Source organism: Undibacterium sp. FW305-107 (genome assembly GCF_058788535.1).
Genome location: NZ_JBYTAV010000001.1, coordinates 193633 through 212702, shown reverse-complemented (window position 1 = coordinate 212702; position 19070 = coordinate 193633). Strand labels below are relative to the sequence as shown.

The following is a 19070-nucleotide window of genomic DNA, read 5'->3' as shown; positions in this document are numbered from 1 at the left end:
ACACCTAATGTCAGGAGCAAGCATGCTGTTATCCAATCCACACGCTGTACGCCAGCCCTATCCTGCTGAGCTTGCAGCCATCATGAACATAGAGAGTGCACAGCAAAGCCAGCGCTGGCTGGCAGCCTGGAAAGAGCTGGCCCACGCTGCAACGCCGCTGTATACCTTGCCTGATCTGGCCGGCAAATTGCAGGTGGGCAGTGTCTATGTCAAGGATGAATCAGTTCGCTCACCGCTGGGCAGCTTCAAGGCACTGGGTGCGCCTGTCGCGCTGGTGCGGCAGGTTTTGCGGCTTTACCATGGGCACAATATCGTCCCGGAACAGGTGCTGACAGGCCGCTATGCAACACTGCTGCAAGACTACACCGTCATCAGCGCTACCGATGGCAACCATGGGCGCAGCCTGGCAGCGGCTGCTAAGTCTGCAGGCTGCCAGTGTGTGATTGTCTTGCATGCGCATGTCAGCTCAGAGCGCGAAGCGGCGATTGCGGCCTATGGTGCGAGGATAGTGCGCATCAAAGGCAATTATGATGAATCGGTAGAAGTGGCCGCAGAGTTGGCAAGCACCAATGGCTGGCAGGTGATTTCAGATACGTCTTATGAAGGCTATCAAGATATCCCGCGTGATGTCATGCAAGGCTATGGAGCTATCGCTGCCGAGCTGGTGGAGCAAGTTGCCGGGCATGATGGGCAAAGCGCTTATACCCACGTCTTTTTACAGGGTGGCGTTGGTGGATTGGCTGCGGGAATAGTCAGTTATTTCTGGGAATTGTATGGCGCCAAGCGCCCGTGCTTCATCGTGGTAGAACCTGCGCAGGCAGATTGCCTTTACCAAAGTGCTTTGCATGGTAAGGCGAGCAGGGCGCTGGGTTCTATCGACTCTGTCATGGCAGGCCTGGCATGTGGCGAGACTTCACCTCTGGCCTGGCGCTTCTTGCAGCCTGCGGTCGATTATTTTTTGACGATAGAAGATGAACTCGCCATCCAGGCCATGCGCGTGCTGGCGGCGGGTAGTGAGGCTGATATCCCCATCGTTGCTGGTGAATCTGGTGTAGCGGGCCTGGCAGGCTTGTTAAGTATTTGCAGCAATAAGGTCTGCATGAAGCAAGTGGGCCTGGATGCCAGCGCAAGGGTATTGGTCATCAATACCGAAGGCGCAACGGCAGCAGCGGTGTATCACGATCTGGTTGGCATGTCGGCACAAGCGGTACTTGCCCAGCAAAATTCCTGGAAGGACAGGCATCATGAATGAATCATTGACATCAGAATTGAAATCGGCATTGCAGACAGAATTGCTGGCCTGGCGCAAGCATTTGCACCAGCATCCAGAGACAGGTTTTGAAGAGATTGCAACCGCTGATTATGTCGCCAAAGCCTTGCAGGACATGGGGCTGGAAGTGCATCGCGGCATAGGTGGCACCGGGCTGGTGGCCAGCCTGAGTGCAGGCAAGGGCGAGCGGGCGATAGGCTTGCGCGCCGACATGGATGCCCTGCACATCACCGAGAACGCCCCCGGCAGGCCACATGCCTCATGCACGCACGGTAAAATGCATGCCTGCGGGCACGACGGCCACATGGCCATGGTACTGGGCGCGGCCAGGTTATTGACTGCCAGGCCAGACTTCAACGGCACGGTACGCTTTATCTTTCAACCGGCAGAAGAACACGGGCGCGGTGCCAAGGCCATGATGCAGGATGGCCTGTTTGAACGCTTCCCTGTCGATGCGATTTTTGGTGTGCACAATATGCCGGGCGTGCCCGCGGGCTCTTTTGCCACGCGCGCAGGCGGCATCATGGCATCGGAAGATAATTTCGTCATCCACATCAAGGCACGCGGCACCCATGCAGCGAGGCCGCATATGGGCATAGACCCGATCGTCATCGCCTCGCAAATCGTGCTGGCCTTGCAAACCATCGTCTCACGTAATCTTGATCCGGGTTTGCAGGCGGTTATCTCCTGTACTGAATTCATCACTGATGGCATCAGGAACGTGATTCCCTCCAATGTCATCATCAAGGGTGATACCCGCAGTTATTCGCGTGAGGTGCAAGCGATGCTGGAACAGCGCATGCGCGACATCAGCGTAGGAATTTGCCACATGCACGGTGCAGAATGCGTGTTTGAATATACCCATGAGTTTGCGCCTACCATTAATTCCGCAGAGTTTGTCGATGTCGCCACCAGGGCCGCCGCCAACATCGCGGGCAAAGACAAGGTCGATGCCAACGTGCAGCCCATGATGATCTCTGAAGATTTTGGTGCTTTCCTGCAAGTCGTGCCGGGTAACTTCAGCTTCATCGGCAATGGTGTCGCCCTCGACCAGGGCGGCATTCCCCTGCACAATGCGGGCTATGATTTCAATGATGAAATCCTGGCGACGGGGGCGCAGTATTTTGCTGAGATTGTGCGGCTGGAGTTGGGGGCGAAGTGATGTGTCGTATGAGGTAGCACAAGCTCAATCCGCCACCTTATCAGACGGAAACTGAAACGAATTGCGCAATAGAGCGTTCATGGGCATATCCAGATTCACACCAGACGGCGGGATGGGATTGTTGAACCATTTCTTATACAGCTTTTCGACATCGCCGTTATAAATGATCCTGGCCATTTCTGCATCCATGAGCTTCTTCAGTTCAGCATCGTTTTTTGAAAACATGATGGCATACGGCTCCACCGTCAAGGGGCTGGCGACGACCTGGTAGTCTGCCGGGTGCCGTGACATGGCCTTCAAGCCATAGAGCAAGACGTCATCCATGGCAAAGGCATCGGCCTTGCCGGTTTCAACCTGGTGGAAAGATTCCAGGTCATCTTTCGCCTCCAGCAGGGTGATGCGCAAGGCACTCACGTCATTGCGTTCAGCAATCGATTTGGCATTGGTGGTGGCCGTTGTGGTGACGATGGTCTTGTTGCGCAAGTCTGCCCAGTTGCGTATGCCAGAATCTTTCTTGACCAGCATCCTGGCGCTGGCAATAAAATTCGCAATCGTAAAACCCACCAGCGCACGCCGCTCTGCGGTGTTGGTGGTAGGCCCGCATTCCAGATCCGCCTGACCCTCAGTGATAGCCTTGAAACGACTGGACGGCGTCACCTGCATATAGTCTATGCGCAGCTCAGGCCGCTTCAGTTGCAGCTTGATGGCATCGACCAGCTTGAGGCAGATGTCCACCGTATAACCAAGGGGTTTGCCATTATTGTCCTTGTATGAGAAAGGGATGGATGCATCCCTGGTTGCCAGCACTATCCTGCCACTGCGGCTGATACGCTCCAGTGTCTCGCCAGCCATTGCTGTGTTGCTACATAAACTGAATGCTGCGGCTGCCATGATCAGCTTGGCTGCCTGCTGTGTTGTGCTAAGTACGTGCATGGTATTTCCCCAATCGTATTCATGAGCGGGTGCACATGATGGCTGCGATTGTGGATGCTGCCGTTTTGCGCAACAAACGATAATTTCTAATCGAGGCTATTAGCGGGGCTATTGTGTTTGCTTGCCAGTATCATTAGGCGGAGCGACATCATCATTCAGAATTTCCAGTCTGACGATGGCTCCATCGCAGTGGGCAATGCGTAAGTGCTGGTTTTCCCTGATGGGGCCGCCATTGGCTGTCGTATGGTGGAAAGCAGGTCTGCCAAGTCCATCACGGTAAGCAAAGTGCTTGTGCCTGATATCAAAAGACTCTGGCGGTGCCCCTTTTTTATTTTCACCCGGGCGGAAATTTTCTACTTTGCCTTCGATGACTTCGCATTTTCCTGCCTCATATTCCGAGCGCAATTCTGTATAAGCGAAATAGCTGTTCTTGACAACCATCCAGCTAGTGATGAGGCCAAGTCCCAGAGCAATGTAAGGAAAAAAAGGAGCTGGCTTATCCGAGTGTGAGCGCCAGCTATGAGCCGGTAAACCTTTTCGCTTGCGCGAGATATTCATGCTTATCATGATGACACCGGCGGCCAGGGGGACAAGTGGAATCAGCGTTGCTGAGTCTATCCAGGCTGTTTGGGTAATATCAAAAATCAGGGTAGAACTCATATTGAGTTTGTAATGGCAAGCTTGTCTTTTAAGGGCCGAAGCATTTTAGCAGTTACGGTGGTTGTCAGTTGCGCATGTTAATCAGGGAGCACAGCACATTCAAATGAGGCCCGGCCACTTCATCTTTGTATACCTGGGAAATACGGCTGTCATGTAATACCGCCGTCCAGAATTGATGTGCCATGTCATAGCATCTGGGCAGGTGACGTAATTCAAGACCTGCGGCAAGATCAGCCACCCAGACCCGTGGCACGATCTCGCCATGTGCGTTGGGCCGGTAGAACATAGGCAGCATGTCATAGGCTGGCAGCAAATGGTGACGCTGCTCAAATGTCCATGCCAGCGCGATATTGCCGTGGTGTTTGTCGGTATTGCCTATCAATGTGCCGTAGAGGTCCAGGATTTCTACAGTCTCTACATCTGTTGCCGACAACTGGCCCATGCGTGCAAGTTCGTGGGCGACAGCCGTCCATTTTTGATCAAGCATGCCAAGGTCGCCATCCATGGCGGCAAAGGTGGCCATGGGGCGGCGTCCTTTAAGACCCACTCTGTCGAAACGCACCACTTCCAGGAACACGCGTCCACCGGCTTCAAGCAGTGCGGTTTTTGCGGCAGCAATCTGGTTCTGCGCCAATGTTTTCAGCGCCAGATGCTCGCAGATCAGCAGGTCTGCCCAGCGGCGGCCATTTGCCGTATCCACAGGCGGTGAAAACTTGACGATGACATGCTCAATTTCTTCTGCGCTGTTTTGTGCATGTCGTTGAATGATGGCGGTGAACTTGGGTTGTTCACCCCCGGCAGAAGAACCTGGTGGTTCACCCTGCATGGCGTTTTCCGCCATGACAGGGTAGAGCGCCTGACGCTGTGATTCTGGTGTCACTGATGCATGTATCCTGCCTGTGTCGGCGAGATATCTGGCATACGACTCATTCCCCAGTATGAGGTCGCCCGCAGCATGTTCGCTGCGGCGTGAAATGTATTTGAGGACGTGTTCGTCCGTCCAGCGCAGGATATCCGCTGGCAAATCCAGGTCAGGATTTTTGCCTGGCTCCAAGCGGCCTAAAAACCCTTGCGGGCGCAGGTCACTGAGAAAATATGGCATGCCCTGGAATAGCCGACTGGACTTGCCTGTGAGCGCGTAATAAGCGCCTTGCAGGGGATCGATGTTGCCTATGGATTCGATCTGCCCATGCTCAGTCACCCTGAATACCGGTATTGGTGCATCCACTCCGGCAACCTGACGCAACAAGGCATAGCTGCGCGCCCTGGCTGCTCCTGTCACGAAACCATCGTTCATAGTAGACCACAGGCGCGAAAACGTTGGCTGGCTGATGCCCAGCACAGCCAGGATGGCAGCGGTTTTCTGTGGCCCTTGCATGAGCAAATGCCTGAGCTTGTCCTGTTGTTGGTTTTTAGACATTTTACTGTGTTTCAGTGAATAGATAATATTGGGTATATTTCATATAGAAGACTACTATAAATGAATAGATTAGTGAATAGATTAGTGAATGGATTCTCGAATAGATTCTATGGCAAGGTATTTTAATAATTTTGCTATAAAGACACTTTCAGAGCTGCCTTGGAATAGTTGCCCGCTCTGTTTCCTGGATGAGTACATATGTCCGACATAGCCCGGTTTGTACGTTTCAAACTTATAATCACCTTAGCCCCACTTTTAAAGCCCGCCCATGCGCACCCAAAAGCTTGTTACTCCCCTGGTTTTACATGCACTCAAATACTTTGATGCAGCGGCGCGCAATCTGAGTTTTACCCGTGCGGCGGCTGAGTTGCATGTCACCCAGGGAGCGGTCAGCCAGCAGATCAAGGGGCTGGAAGAGCAGATAGGCGCGCGCCTGTTCGTGCGCATGACGCGCAGCCTGCGGCTGACGCGTGAGGGTAGCGAGTTGCACAGGGTGGTCAACCGCCTGCTGCAAGAGCTGGAGCTGCAATTGCAGGCCATACAACCGAGCCTGAACAACAAGAGCGTGGCGATACGCTCATCCCCCTCATTTTCGATGATGTGGCTCATGCCCAGGCTCAGTGGCTTTGGACGGCTGTATCCAGAGATAGAAATCCACTTGCGTGGCGAGCTGTTTGGCATGAGTGCGCTGAAGATGAGTGCAGAATCGATCGACATCCTGGTGCTGTACGGCCAGGGGCCAGACCAGAGTAACCACCATGCCAGCAGGCTGATGTCTGAATACCTGCTGCCGGTGGCCAACAGTGACTACCTCACGCGTTACCCGGCGCTGGCGCAGGCATCTGATTTTACAGACCACATCCTGCTGCATGATGATTCACCCTGGGAGAATGCGCCGCCCTATGCCGAATGGGGTGAGTGGATGCGCATTGCCACCCAATGCAATGATAACGAGGTGCAGGATTTTGTGCGCCACGGGCATCAATACAATCTCTCGCACCTGGCCATCAATGCTGCCACTTACGGGCAAGGCATGGCGATGGCGCGTACCTCGCTGATACTCGATGAACTCAGCCAGGGGCAGTTGACGCCTACCGTACCTATCTGCGTCAAGGCCAGCGCGGCTTATTTTTTAGTCATCAATGAGCATGTGGGTAATAAAAAGTCTGTGAGTATCTTCAAGGACTGGTTGACGGAAGAGTGTCGCGAATTTGAAACACAGCGCAATGCAATTTTGTCAGGTATTGCGCGACTGGTCTGATTTTCTGGCTCGCTGCGACGGCAGATTGAGCGCAATAGTATTACCCCTGCTAATCCATATTTCTCCTCTTGTCCATTGTACCCGCACAGGGCATGGCCTGTCTTTACGCATTAGTCTTGCTAATTCATACCCTTAGAATTATTGCCTTGTGCATTGAGATGCGCCAGACAATCATTCATCACCGAAAGGCGAAACCGAATTACCAAAACTAAGGACCTCTAATTATGTGTAGCGAGCGGCGTTAGTTTGGGTTAAGAAGCGCAGTCGTACGATAGTACGGCGAGTATCGCAGACCCAAAATAGCGTCGCGCAGTAACTTAATCAGAGGTTCTCTAATACTTAAGACTTAAACCTAGAGAGGAATCTGTATGTCCACTACCATCAAACTCATCGTCGCCGCATCTTCTGCAGGCATCCTGTTGGCAGGCAATGCCAGTGCCCAGGATCTTGTCGTCAGGATAGGCCATGTCAGCCCCTTGTCCGGGCCATCTGCACACATGGGCAAGGATACCGAAGAAGGTGCACGCATGGCCGTGGATGAACTCAATGCCAAAGGCGTCACCATAGGCGGCAAGAAAGCAAAATTTGAATTGCTGGCAGAAGACGATGCGGGTGAACCCAAGCAAGCCACTACTGTGGCGCAAAAACTGGTCGATGCCAAGGTCAATGGCGTCATCGGCCACATGAATTCTGGCACCACCATCCCATCTTCCAAAATTTACAATGATGCGGGCATACCAGAGATTTCCCCTTCGGCGACTAACCCCAAATACACGCAGCAGGGCTTCAAGACAGCTTTCCGCGTCGTTGCCAATGATGGTCAACTCGGTGGCACGCTGGGTCGCTATGCCGTGCAAATGCAAAAGGCAAAAAATATCGCCGTGATTGATGACCGCACAGCTTATGGGCAAGGTGTGGCAGATGAATTTGTCAAGGGCGCGACGGGCAAACTCACCCCCGCCAAGATCGTCTCGCGTCAATACACGACTGACAAGGCAACGGACTTCAGTGCCATCCTGACCACCATCAAGGCGGCAAATCCTGATCTGATTTTCTTTGGCGGCATGGATGCGGTAGGCGGCCCCATGCTCAAGCAAATCAAGCAACTGGGAATGAAGGTCAAGTTCATGGGCGGCGACGGTATCTGTTCGACAGAACTGGCACAACTGGCAGGCGACGCCATCGGTGAAGGTAATGTGGTCTGTGCCGAGGCAGGCGGGGTAGAAGAGGGCAAGAAGGCAGATCTGGATAAGTTCAAAGCTAACTTCAGTAAAAAATATGGTCATGAAGTCGTGCTGAATGCGCCCTATGCCTATGACGGCGTAATGACCATGGTAGCCGCCATGCAGAAAGCCAATTCCGCCGAACCAGCCAAATACTTGCCAGAGCTGGCCAGGATCAAACACAAGGGCGTGACAGGCGAAATTGCATTTGATGCGCGTGGTGATATCCGTGATGGTACTTTGACTTTGTACACTTACAAAGGTGGCAAACGCGAACTCATCGCTGTGACCCACTGATTGTTTTGTGAATACGCATGGCACATACATCGCCTGTATGTGCCATGCCGGTAAAGTATCAAAGCGAGTATCAAAGAGAGTATCAAAGAGAGTATTAAAGAGAGTATCAAAGAAAGATCCTGCCATGAGTTTGAGCACAGCACAATTTTTACCCGCCTCGCAATACGGCATGTTCCGCAAACTGGCCAGGGTGCTGGAGCATTTTGTTGCTGCCGCTCCGGCGGAGGTAAGGCTGGATCAACTGGCGAAACACTGCGGCATGAGCAAGTACGCCATCCGCAAAATCTGCCTGCGCCTGCAGGAAGAAGGTTTGATCTCTGCAGCAGAAAACAGCCTTTACTGGAACCTCGCCAAACCTGCTGGTGGTATCACTCTGGAAGACGCCTGGCGCATCAGCATGGCAGATACGCCGCGTACAAACACCAATGCACCGGTGACAGGCAAGTTCACCACAGAAATGGATTTGCTCATCACCCAGGCTTTGTGGAACATAGACCAGAGTATCAGCTCGCACTTGCGTTGCGTGCAGCTGGACCGCGTCAGCCAGTCGCAAAGGACAGCACGACGCTGGGGCAGGCGTGGGGTAAGGAAGGTCAAGAGTTTTTTGTGAGCGTGCGAAAAGTCAGGTCTGCAGGGTGCGTTATAACGCACCGCTTGGACGAATGAACAGGCAAGGTGGCCGCAATATTGTAAAAATATTTTCCCTTTTACCTCACCGTTCCAGCCATCGCCCATCCTTGTTTGTGCATCTAATGTGGTGCGTTATAACGCACCCTACGTTACGGCTGCGTTCAAGGTGCGCGGTTTGCTGTGTTCCCTTCAAAAAACAAAACGACGCCATGCTGCAAGCAGGCGTCGTTTTTTATGTTCCTGCGCGCGTAACGCATGAGCATGGCATTCGGTTGACAGGTGACATGTCGTTTAGAACAACAACACTAAGCCCCCTCTTCTGTGGTTTTTTGCGTCAACGCAATGTATCCGGGCGGCGTTTTTGGCTTACGTAGCGTGACTACGAAACGCAAAAACGAAATACAAACCAAGCAAGCAACCCAAACATAAAGAGGGAAATATCATGAACAAACTGATCACCGCCATCATCGCTTCCACAGTTGTTATGGGTAGCGCATTTGCACAGACACCAGCGAGCGCATCTGCAACTGCTGCATCCAAGCCAGCAACAGCCGCCGCAGCAGCGAGTGTAGCGAAATCTGCACCAGCCGCAAAAGTGGTAGCTGCTTCTGCATCAGCCAGTGCTTCTGCAGTAACTCCAGCAGCATCTGCTCCTGAAGCCAAGCCAGCAATGCATACAGGTGAAAAAGCTGCAAAACATACCAAGCACACCAAGAAAGAAGCAAAAGCAGCAGGCGCATCTGCCGCAGCCAGCGCAGCATCGAAATAAGTTTTAGCCAGTAAATTTTTGAAGCCTGCCGGCAGCACGAGCTGCCGGTAAAGAAACAAGCAAATCGCTCACAGACATATTAAGGATTATCACCATGAACAAACTCATTACCGCCCTGATCGCTTCTACCGTTTTGATGGGTAGTGCATTTGCACAAACACCTGCAACCGCAACTGCAACTACATCAGCAAAAACAACAGTAACACCAGCAACAGTGACAACGACGGCAGCAACACCAACCGCAGCAGTCACGACCGCTACAGCACCAGTGAGCAAGGCAGTAACGACAGCAACGACGCCTGCGACAGCAGTTGCACAAGCAACACCAGCAGTCGAAGGAAAAACTGCAGCAGTAGAAAAAATTGCAGAGAAACATGAAAAACACGCCAAGCATGTCGCTCATGAAAAGCATGCCAAGGCAAAGGCTGAAGTGAAAACGGAAGTCAAGCCAGAAGTAAAAGCGGAAGTGAAAACTGATGCAGGCAAAGTGGCAACAGCAGGTAGCAGCAAAACAGTCACACCAGCAGTGAAATAAGTTTGCGGCGTAAGCCGTAAATTGAGCAGTAAATTAAGTAGCAAAGAGAAACGCGCCATTGTGAGATGTGGCGCGTTTTTTTTTGATGACATCGGTGCGCATGGCGCACCCTACAGGACAGGATTTGCGCATATCCTAGCCGCAAGCATCGCCGTGATATAGCCGTAACCTGAGGCGCATTGCAATGTGCCGCATGTGGTCGCAGATAAGTAGGGTGCGTTGCAACGCACCGAATGCGTCGTCTGATGAAGATAGTGGGCTACGTAGGCAAAGGAACTTATTTTTTGAGAAGTATTGTAGTTGCTTTATGTATGCGCCCATACAAGCGGTGCGTTATAACGCACCCTACGGACTGCGCATCATAACGCAGCTTTTCCAAGAGTTTGAAAAAATGGTGCGCACTACGCACCCTGCAAAATCTATTCTACGCCACCACCCGGTTCCGCCCAGCCTGTTTGGCTTCATACAATTTCTGGTCTGCTTTGGCGATGAGGTCGGCGGTGCTGTTCTTATCATCGGGGACGATGGCGGCGACGCCTATGCTGAGGGTGACGATGTCGCTGACTTTGGATGTGCTGTGGGGGATGGTCTTGTCTGTGATGGCGCGTAGCAGGGTGCTGGCTTTGGTGATGGCACCGGCGAGTTCGCATTCGGGCATGAGGCAGATGAATTCTTCACCACCGTAGCGGGCCACGACATCGTGCGGGCGGCCCAGGCTGGTTTGCAGGCAAGTGGCGACGGCGGCCAGGCAGGCGTCACCTTGCTGATGGCCATAGGTGTCGTTGTATTGTTTGAAGCAGTCTATGTCTATCATCAGTACGGCCAGGGATTTTCCGTTGCGCTGGCAATGCCGCCATTCTTTGGCGATGGCCTGGTCAAAACTGCGGCGGTTGGCGAGACCGGTCAATGGGTCGGTGAAGACCAGTTTTTTTAACAGGTCGCGCTGCAGCTTGAGGGTGACATGGGTACGGACGCGGGCGCGCACGACATCGGGGTTGACGGGCTTGCTGATGAAATCCATGCCGCCGGCCATGAGGGCGCGTGATTCCTGGCTGGCATCATTCTGGGCGGTAACAAACAGGACCGGGATGTCGGCTGTGTATTCACCCTGTTTCAGGCGTTCGCAGACTTCCAGGCCATCCATGTCGGGCATCATGACGTCGAGCAAAACCAGGTCGGGTGGGGTTTTTTTGCAAAAATCCAGGGCGCTCTGGCCGCTGGTGGCCATGAAGACTTCATGGTCTTTGGCAAAAATCTGGTACAGGGCCTGAATATTGATGACTTGATCATCCACGACGAGTATGCGCGGGCGATGCGCCAAAAACTCGAGATTGTCGATCAGGCTGGCCAGGGATTTTTTGTTGGGCATGGCTCTACATGGTGCTTTTATTTATTGCCTTTATTCATTGCCGTTGTTCATTGTGTGGCAGCGAGTTCTCAGGATAACATTTGTTATGCAGAACGCAATCGAATTTTGCTTTGTTGCAATATTTATACGATGATCTCATCCAGCAAATTTAAAGCGGTGGCAAAGTCCAGGTTGAGCATGGCATCTTGCATGGCTTGCTGGTGCCCGGCAGGCCAGTGTTGCTTCAGGTTGGCCTGCAGTTCTTCATAGCGGACGGTGGCTCGCATGTTCTGGGCTTGCAGCAGGCTTTTTAATTCTTGCAGTTCAGCAGGTTTGATCTGGCTTGGGATAATTGCGGTAGTTGCGGTAGGGGCGGGCGTAGCGATGTTCGCCATCTGTTCGTGCAACCAGGCTTGCACACTGGAGATGGTCAGGCTGAGTTGGTGGTCGGCATCTGCCAGCAATTTGGGGACGCGTTGCTGGTCTTGCTGGGCGATGGCGTGTTCCAGTGCCAGTGCAGCGCCCGCAAAGTCTTTGGCACCGAGGGTGCCTATGCTGCCGCGCATGGTGTGCAGGGTACGGGCGGCTTGCTGGGGTTCACCCTGCTGCCAATGGCTGACGGCCTGGTCAAAGTCTTTTCTGGCGTGATTGATCATGTTTTGTATGACGCCGGACAGGGTTTTGATAAGTGAGGGATTGCCCTTGGCCAGCGCCATGATCTTGGCCGGGTCAAAGGCGCCACTGGCCGGGGGTGTTGCTACCGCGCTGGCAATGGGCAGTGCTTCTGGTTCTGCGCTGAAAGGCGTGCTTTGGGGAGGCGAGGGGGCAGGCACTGGTGCCTGGGGGGCTACGGTTGCAGGTGCGCGGGCAGATGCGGGTGTAGATGCAGGTACAGATACAGAGGGCTGTTCTGGCGACAGGTAGCGCGCCAGCACACCCAGCATCTGGTCTATGTCTATGGGTTTGGAGATGACATCATTCATGCCTGCCGCCATGCATTGCTCGCGTTCTGCTGTCATGACACCGGCGGTCATGGCCAGGATGGGGATGGGCAGGGCCAGTTCCTTGCGCAGGATTTCGGTGGCTGTCCAGCCATCCATGATGGGCATTTGCACGTCCATGAGGACAAGGTCAAACTGTTCTTCTGCGGTTTTAAAAATTTCTACGGCTTCACTGCCATTATTGGCGACCTTGATGCTGGCGCCGGTTTGTTCCAGGATTTTGGTAGCAACGATCTGGTTGAAATAATTATCTTCCACCAGCAGGATGTTTTTGCCACTGAAACTGCCAGTGCCGACTTTGACGGGGCTGTTGCTGTGGCTGCTATTGCTATTAATGTTGTTGCTATTGATCATAGTTGCTTGATTATGCGGGTTTGCAGCAGATAGTGCAGCAGTTGCGGCATGGTGCAGGTGCAGGCTGGTTTCTTGCAGCACATCATACAGGCTGGAGCCGGTGACGGGTTTTAGCAAGACGGCATCGGGTGCGCCGGGCTGGCCATCCATTTGCAGGGCGCTGCGGTCATAGGCGCTGCTCATTAAAATCAGGGGGATGCGCTGGCTGGCCTGCATGCTCTTGATGGCGGCCAGGGTGGCCAGGCCGTCCTGGCCGGGCATGTGCCAGTCGATCAGGATGGCGCAATATTCATCTTCGGCGGCGGGCATATGGGACAGGCGTGCCAGGTGGTCGCGCACTTTTTGCAGGGCCTGTTCACCAGTGCTGGCGGTGTCAGCCTGCCAGCCCCAGGCTTCTATGGTCTTGGCGATATAGCTGCGGCTGGTGGCATTGTCATCCACCACCAGGATTTTTCTGGCCTGGTTGCTGCCTGCAGTACTGTTGCTACTCTCTGCATTGTCTTGCTCAAGTGCAGGTGCGGTTTGCATGGGCACGCTGACGATGAATTCTGTGCCTGTACCTTCCTTGCTATTGACACGGATATCACCGCCCATCAGGTCGACAAAACGTTTTGAGATTGCCAGCCCCAGGCCAGTGCCACCAAAGCGGCGCGAGGTCGAGGCATCGGCCTGTTCAAAGGCATTGAAGAGGCGGCTGATCTGTTCTGCCGACATGCCTATGCCAGTGTCGCGGATGATGAACTGGATTTGCAAATCGTCTGCGCCGTGGATATTTTCTTCAGTCGCTTCTGCCGGGTTTGCTGGATCTGCTTTCTGTACCAGCAGCGACACCTCGCCATTCGCCGTAAACTTGATGGCATTGCCGATGATGTTGATCAGCACCTGTTGCAGGCGCAGGGCGTCGCCTATCAATTCCTTGGGCACGGCAGTATCTATGCCTATCGACAATTCCAGCTGCTTTTCACCGACATTGACCGACATCATATTGGCCAGTGCGCTGAGCACATCCTTGAGGTAAAAACGAGTCGGCGACAATTCTATGCGGCCTGCTTCTATCTTCGAGATATCGAGGATGTCATTCAAAATCCCCAGCAAAGACTGGCCGGACGACCGTATCATTTCCAGATAATGACGCTGGGTAGAGGTCAGGTCGGTCTTGCCCAGCAAATAGCTCATGCCCAGCACCGCATTCATGGGGGTGCGGATTTCATGGCTCATATTGGCCAGGAATTCTGATTTGGTGCGGCTGGCCATTTCGGCCTGGTCGCGGGCGGCAATCAGCGAGGCTTCCAGTTGTTTTTGGCGGCTGATGTCGGTGGCGATACCCAAAAAGCCGATGTTTTGCTGATGTTCATCATGGATGGTGCTGATGATCAGACTGACGGGGATGTGCTGGCCCTGCTTGCTGACATATGTCCATTGCTGGCTTTGCGGCAGGCCCCGGCGTGCCTTGGCGACAAAGACTTCAAAGCCTTGTACCGGGTAACCCAGTTCAGCAGTCAACTCTGCACCACGGCTGACCACTTCTTCTTGCAGATGATAAATGGTGGGTGTTTTGTGATTGACCAGTTCACTGGCCTGGTAGCCGAGCATACGTTCTGCCCCCTTGCTGAACAGGGTGATGATGCCTTCCATATCGGTCGCGATGATGGCAAATTCACTGGCCGCCTCGATGACACTGGTCAGCTTGGCCTGGGCGCGGTTCTCTTGCAGTTGTGCCTGTTTCAGTGGCGTGATGTCGGTGGCGAAGGCATAAAACCCCTGTACCTGGCCAGCCACGATATGCGGGGTGTAATAAGCCAGGGCATAGCGCTGATTACCTTCGGGGTCGACGATAGAACGCTCAAATATCTGCGGTTCACCAGCCAGTGCGGCCGCCATATGGCCAGAATTCTGTGCATATATTTCTGCGCCAACGACATCACGTATGTGCATGCCGCGTATCTGCTCAGGTGTCAGGCCAAACCATTTTTTATAGGCAGCATTGGCAAATCGATTGTGCAATTGCTGGTCCCAGTAACCTATCATGGCTGGCATATGGTCGATGGTGGATTGCAGCGACTGCTTGCTCTTTTGCAGCTCTTCAGAAAAACGCTGGCGTTCGGCTTCCTTGATCAGGTTTTCATTGCGCGCTGCTGCCATCAGCATAGGCGGCACTGAGGTAATCAGGATAGGCAGGTAGACAAACAATAACTGCCAGCGTGCCACGCCACCCAAAGGCATGACATTGCCCAGGCTTAACATCAGCCCCAGGCTGGTGATGGCCAGCACGGTCAGCAAATGCGATTCATCAAAATTAAGCTTGTGGGTGGCAAAAGTCAGCGCCACCAAAATGTACAGGAAGGGCAGTGGCAGATACAGTAGCGAGACCAGTACCAGCAGCAGTATGGGCAAGGCAAAGCGGGTAAAGCGTTTCCAGTTGATCCGGCTGGCCCAGGCAGGAGCTGCGTCACGCCGCATCATGCGCACCAGTGGGTAAATCAGGATCAGCCCCAGCGAGGCCGATACATACCAGCCAGTGAAAATCAACTCAAATTCACCCAGGCCCACCCAGGCAGCCAGCGCTGCCGCCAGCGTGGCACTGCAGGCACAGGGCAGCAAAAAGCCCAGCAAGATCAGTTTCAGCATATCGCCGCTGGATTGCTCAAAGTTCTGGTCCAGCCCCGCATGGCGGATGGTATAACTGACCAGCACGATTTCCAGCGCATTGGCCAGCGTGAACAGGGTAGAAACAGCCAGGTCATTGCCCGTTAGCAGATTTGCCGCCAGGCTGGCCACCATGGTCAGCACCAGTATCTGTAATTGCCCCGTACGCCCCTGGCCATACATATAAGCTATCGCCAGCGCATTGGCAAACCACAAAATCGACACCTGGTTTTCGCCCCGCGTCAGCCACATACCCGCCACTGCCAGCACAAAATACCAGAGGCAGGCCGGTAGCAATACCCTGGCGGCGGACGTGGGCTCGTGCTGGGCTGTCATCAAGCTTGTTCTCCGGTTGAAGCTATAGTGTGGTTAAGTTTACACGATTTTCTGGTGGAAATTGCAGACTGAGGCCGGGCGGGTGTGGTTTATTGATGCTTGCGCGATTTGTGCACTGCAGCTAATACAAATTTTGCAGCTAGTAAGGGAGGCAGATTTAACATGAGGCGCCTGCATGATCATTGTGATCATTGTGATCATTGCATCCTCAAGTAAATTATCTTTGCCGTGTGCCAGGTACACATGCGGCGCAATATATTGCGCCCTACCTTACGGCACTCTCAAAAATGCAGTTTGCGATGGCTGCAAGATGAATGCGTCTGGCTGTGGCTCTCGTCAATCCATCCCATCTGGCATGATGGCACCACATGTCCATGCATGAAAGTAAGTCAATCGTCGATTGCCTCTATCCCCTGTAGCCTCAGTTGTTCAATATGGTCTTTCATGGCCTTGAGCGTTTCTGGCGGATGTCCTTGCCAATCACTGACTTCACCAATGACTTTTAATGGCTCACGGCTACGGTATGACTTGGTCGGATTGCCGGGGAATTTCTTGTCCGTCAGGTTGGGGTCGTCGAAGATCTCGCCAACCGGTTCAACGATATAAATCCTGCCGGGGCCGGCACCTGCTGCCAGCTCCGCACCCCAGGTGGCAGCATCCAGGGTCGCGCTCAGGTAGACGTAGGTTGCTGTTTTCTTCTTGCCATAGTTGGAGTTATAGCCGGGTGCGATGAGATCGCCCACCTTCAAGTCAGCCCGCGTGCCATGGTAAAGCGTTTGCGCACTCAGGTCGTCAGGATTTGTCATTGATTCATTGTTCATGAATATCTCCGATTGATGTTGGTGGTGTTCGTCGCATGATTTGGGGGCGGGCAGCACAACTGATAATGGATAGTGTATCCAAATCTGACAATGATGGTTTGGATGGCAGCGATTCAACGTAATCGAATTGTCTTATTTTTTGGAGCAATCATGTCTTCAAGCTAGCGTAAGCGGCATTGCTGAAACGCAGCCGTGACGTAGGGCGCAATATATTGCGCCGCATGTGGTGCACCCTGCATATGGCAACGATGTTTTGCCCGGAGATGTGATGATTTCATGCGACGCATTGCAATGCGCCTCACGTTACGGCTACGTTACAGTTACCTTACGGTGGTGATGGCGATGAAGGTAATTGCGGTAGGCTCACAGGGGAACGCTCTCATCGCAAGCTCAAATCAAACCTGCATCAGACCCCCACCAGGCTCCGTCTGATGCCCTCGCGCATGCTCATCGTCAAGCCATCCCGTGCCCGGTATTCACTGCGTTTGTTGGAAGGGCGCTCTGACAGCGGTACCTCCTCACTTGCCAGTGGCAACAGGTAATTGCCATTCGCCTGTGCCGCAGCGCCGGCGGCTTGCCACAGGCTGTCGTATTCGGCCTTGATGGTCTTGCTGAAGCGATAGCGCCATGACTGGTAGATGTGATTCTTTTTGGCAATGCATTCTATGCCCGTGCAATGCAGCTCGCGGGCCAGGCTGCGCAAGGCTTCGATGATCAGCAGGCGCGGCTGTATGCCATGCAGGTTCTTGGTGCAGGCGCGCATGGTGTCACGCGCATTGTGCTTGCACGATTGCAGCCCGCCTACGCGTATCATCAATTGATGGTCTTTACGGTCAAAAGAAAAGCTGATGCATTGCAGCAGCTTGTTGCCCTGGAACAGACCCAGGCTAAGACCACCTTCACGCTTGAAGGCGCAACTGCGAAACAGGCTGATGCGATAGTCTTCCTGGTCCTTGCCCTGCAGGGTTGCCAGGGTAAAGTCACCACCGGTCAGCATATCCTGGGCGCGGTGCCTGCCAAATAACTGGGCCGACAAATGAAAATGATTGCGCAGCAGACGCAGGCGTGAGACGCAGCAAATCTGACGGTCAAAGAAGGGGCGGTGGATGGCATCCAGCAGCGCGATGTCGTCTGGTGCGGCCTTGCGTAAATAGGTTTGATGCAGAAAGTGATACCAGCGCAAGCTGACCTGCGGGCGCAAGCTGCTGCGCAACAGGAACAGGCATTTGCTTTTGAGATTGCTGTTGCCATCCGTCAGGCGCACATGCAAGGCCCAGCGCAGGCTGGCCATGAAACTGCCCGAGGCATGCAACTTCTTTGTATCGATAGCTTCCGGTACCCTGCCTGCAGCCCACAGCTCACGCCAGTTCAAAATATTCACGATTGCACCATTTGTTTCGTACTGCAGAATAATGTAACTCAATGTATCAAAGATTGGAATATATTAGCAAGTATAATTTTGTCGTCAATTTGTCATCATTTTGTCTGGAGATGGAAGAAAATAACAAATAAGAAGAATTTCCGCATAGAAATTATATTGATTTTGGTAAAGAAAAAAGCCGGAGTTAGCCGATTTTCACGCAAGATATTTTGCTTTGTAACGTTATGTTGCAATTCGCATCAATTCTTGTGTGATTTGCCTCCGCAGTTTTTGCATGCAAGTGCGATGGCAATCTGTTGCCCGCGACTGAAAACGATAGGAAAAGCTGGATGCAATCTGACAGTGCGCCAATAGCTAATGCAGGCAAGCGAACTTGTTGCTGATAGGAAATATAAATTGCGAAGTACGAAATACTTTTTGCTAATACGAAGTAAAATGTGGAACAAAGGTACGTAGCACAATCCAGGTCTGGCTTAGCAAGGCATGATTGACATGAGCAAACCTCCCGCAGGCAAAGCGACGATCATCAGGACGATGATCGTAGGGGCCTGTATTGTCATCATCCTGGCTTGTATCCTGTACAGCATCTTCCTGCTGCCTTATTCGGGCAAGATCACTGATATCTTTGTTGGCATCGTGCTGGGTCTTGCCGTGCTGGCCTTGAAACTTGTCGGGATCGAGCCGGAGGATTAAGTGCATGCCTGAATTTAAAGGCAGGAACAGCCAGCAGGGAGTGTCGGGTTTATTATGTGCGCACCACATGTCAGGTATAAAGCAGCAAGGTTCCATATCCCTGAATAGAATCCATGCAGGCTTACCGATTAAAAATATCCCTCTTCGCAATTTGCTCTCCATGTGGCGCGTGCGGTGCGCTTTACTGGCGTCACTTTGAGCTACCTCATGGTTCATCTTCTTAAAATACCTGCTCAAGCCTGAGATTTCCCACTCCCATATCTGCGCGGCGTATACTGGTTGAAATAAAAAGATAAATCATTTAGACAATATATGGTCGCTTTCATGAAA

Annotated in this window: 15 protein-coding genes; 8 read left to right on the top strand and 7 right to left on the bottom strand. The window is 53.0% G+C overall.

The annotated features are described in order from the left end of the window. Nucleotides 1-22 precede the first annotated feature (22 nt). Both AC3WQT_RS00970 and AC3WQT_RS00965 read left to right on the top strand, forming a co-directional pair. The gene (locus AC3WQT_RS00970) at nt 23-1252 is read left to right on the top strand and encodes a diaminopropionate ammonia-lyase (RefSeq protein WP_492701355.1); all 1230 of its coding nucleotides are present in this window, start codon (nt 23-25) and stop codon (nt 1250-1252) included. Then, nucleotides 1245-2432 (top strand): M20 aminoacylase family protein, encoded by a 1188-nt coding sequence (locus AC3WQT_RS00965; protein WP_492701353.1) that lies wholly within the window; start codon nt 1245-1247, stop codon nt 2430-2432. The genes AC3WQT_RS00970 and AC3WQT_RS00965 overlap by 8 nt, the downstream gene beginning before the upstream one ends. Before the next feature lie 24 nt (nt 2433-2456). Here the strand turns inward: AC3WQT_RS00965 and AC3WQT_RS00960 are convergent, their stop codons facing one another. From AC3WQT_RS00960 to yjjJ, 3 genes are all read right to left on the bottom strand, one after another. After that, a complete protein-coding gene (locus AC3WQT_RS00960; protein ID WP_492701351.1) occupies nt 2457-3365 on the bottom strand; it encodes an amino acid ABC transporter substrate-binding protein in 909 nt (302 codons plus the stop codon). A gap of 108 nt (nt 3366-3473) precedes the next feature. Then, complete coding sequence (locus tag AC3WQT_RS00955; protein ID WP_492701350.1) at nt 3474-4025, bottom strand: hypothetical protein; 552 nt, start codon at nt 4023-4025, stop codon at nt 3474-3476. A 64-nt stretch (nt 4026-4089) separates the two neighbouring features. After that, entirely contained in the window at nt 4090-5445 is a 1356-nt protein-coding gene (yjjJ, locus tag AC3WQT_RS00950) for a type II toxin-antitoxin system HipA family toxin YjjJ (RefSeq protein ID WP_492701349.1), read from the bottom strand. A gap of 268 nt (nt 5446-5713) precedes the next feature. On the opposite strand from yjjJ, the gene AC3WQT_RS00945 reads away from it, so the two are divergent. The 5 genes from AC3WQT_RS00945 to AC3WQT_RS00925 all read left to right on the top strand — a co-directional run bounded on the left by AC3WQT_RS00945 (nt 5714) and on the right by AC3WQT_RS00925 (nt 10160). After that, entirely contained in the window at nt 5714-6706 is a 993-nt protein-coding gene (locus AC3WQT_RS00945) for a LysR family transcriptional regulator (protein WP_492701347.1), read from the top strand. Between the two features lie 368 nt (nt 6707-7074). Next, a complete protein-coding gene (locus AC3WQT_RS00940; protein WP_492701345.1) occupies nt 7075-8226 on the top strand; it encodes a branched-chain amino acid ABC transporter substrate-binding protein in 1152 nt (383 codons plus the stop codon). A gap of 124 nt (nt 8227-8350) precedes the next feature. Further along, nucleotides 8351-8836, top strand: a complete 486-nt coding sequence (locus tag AC3WQT_RS00935; protein ID WP_492701343.1) for a hypothetical protein — start codon at nt 8351-8353, stop codon at nt 8834-8836. A gap of 462 nt (nt 8837-9298) precedes the next feature. Beyond that, nucleotides 9299-9625, top strand: a complete 327-nt coding sequence (locus AC3WQT_RS00930) for a hypothetical protein (protein WP_492701341.1) — start codon at nt 9299-9301, stop codon at nt 9623-9625. A 94-nt stretch (nt 9626-9719) separates the two neighbouring features. Continuing rightward, nucleotides 9720-10160: a hypothetical protein gene (locus AC3WQT_RS00925; protein WP_492701339.1), complete on the top strand. Its 441-nt coding sequence runs from the start codon at nt 9720-9722 to the stop codon at nt 10158-10160. Between the two features lie 424 nt (nt 10161-10584). Here AC3WQT_RS00925 and AC3WQT_RS00920 read toward each other — a convergent pair whose 3' ends face one another. From AC3WQT_RS00920 to AC3WQT_RS00905, 4 genes are all read right to left on the bottom strand, one after another. Next, nucleotides 10585-11529, bottom strand: a complete 945-nt coding sequence (locus tag AC3WQT_RS00920) for a GGDEF domain-containing response regulator (protein ID WP_492701337.1) — start codon at nt 11527-11529, stop codon at nt 10585-10587. 122 nt (nt 11530-11651) lie between these two features. Then, entirely contained in the window at nt 11652-15845 is a 4194-nt protein-coding gene (locus tag AC3WQT_RS00915) for a response regulator (RefSeq protein WP_492702509.1), read from the bottom strand. 389 nt (nt 15846-16234) lie between these two features. Further along, nucleotides 16235-16651 carry an NAD(+)--rifampin ADP-ribosyltransferase gene (gene arr, locus AC3WQT_RS00910; RefSeq protein WP_492702507.1) on the bottom strand — a complete coding sequence of 139 codons (417 nt, stop codon included), beginning with the start codon at nt 16649-16651 and terminating at the stop codon, nt 16235-16237. Nucleotides 16652-17072: 421 nt separating this feature from the next. Next, nucleotides 17073-18047: a DUF535 family protein gene (locus tag AC3WQT_RS00905; RefSeq protein ID WP_492701335.1), complete on the bottom strand. Its 975-nt coding sequence runs from the start codon at nt 18045-18047 to the stop codon at nt 17073-17075. Nucleotides 18048-18539: 492 nt separating this feature from the next. Here AC3WQT_RS00905 and AC3WQT_RS00900 point away from each other — a divergent pair, with 492 nt between their 5' ends. Beyond that, a complete protein-coding gene (locus AC3WQT_RS00900) occupies nt 18540-18740 on the top strand; it encodes a hypothetical protein (protein ID WP_492701333.1) in 201 nt (66 codons plus the stop codon). Nucleotides 18741-19070 lie beyond the last annotated feature (330 nt).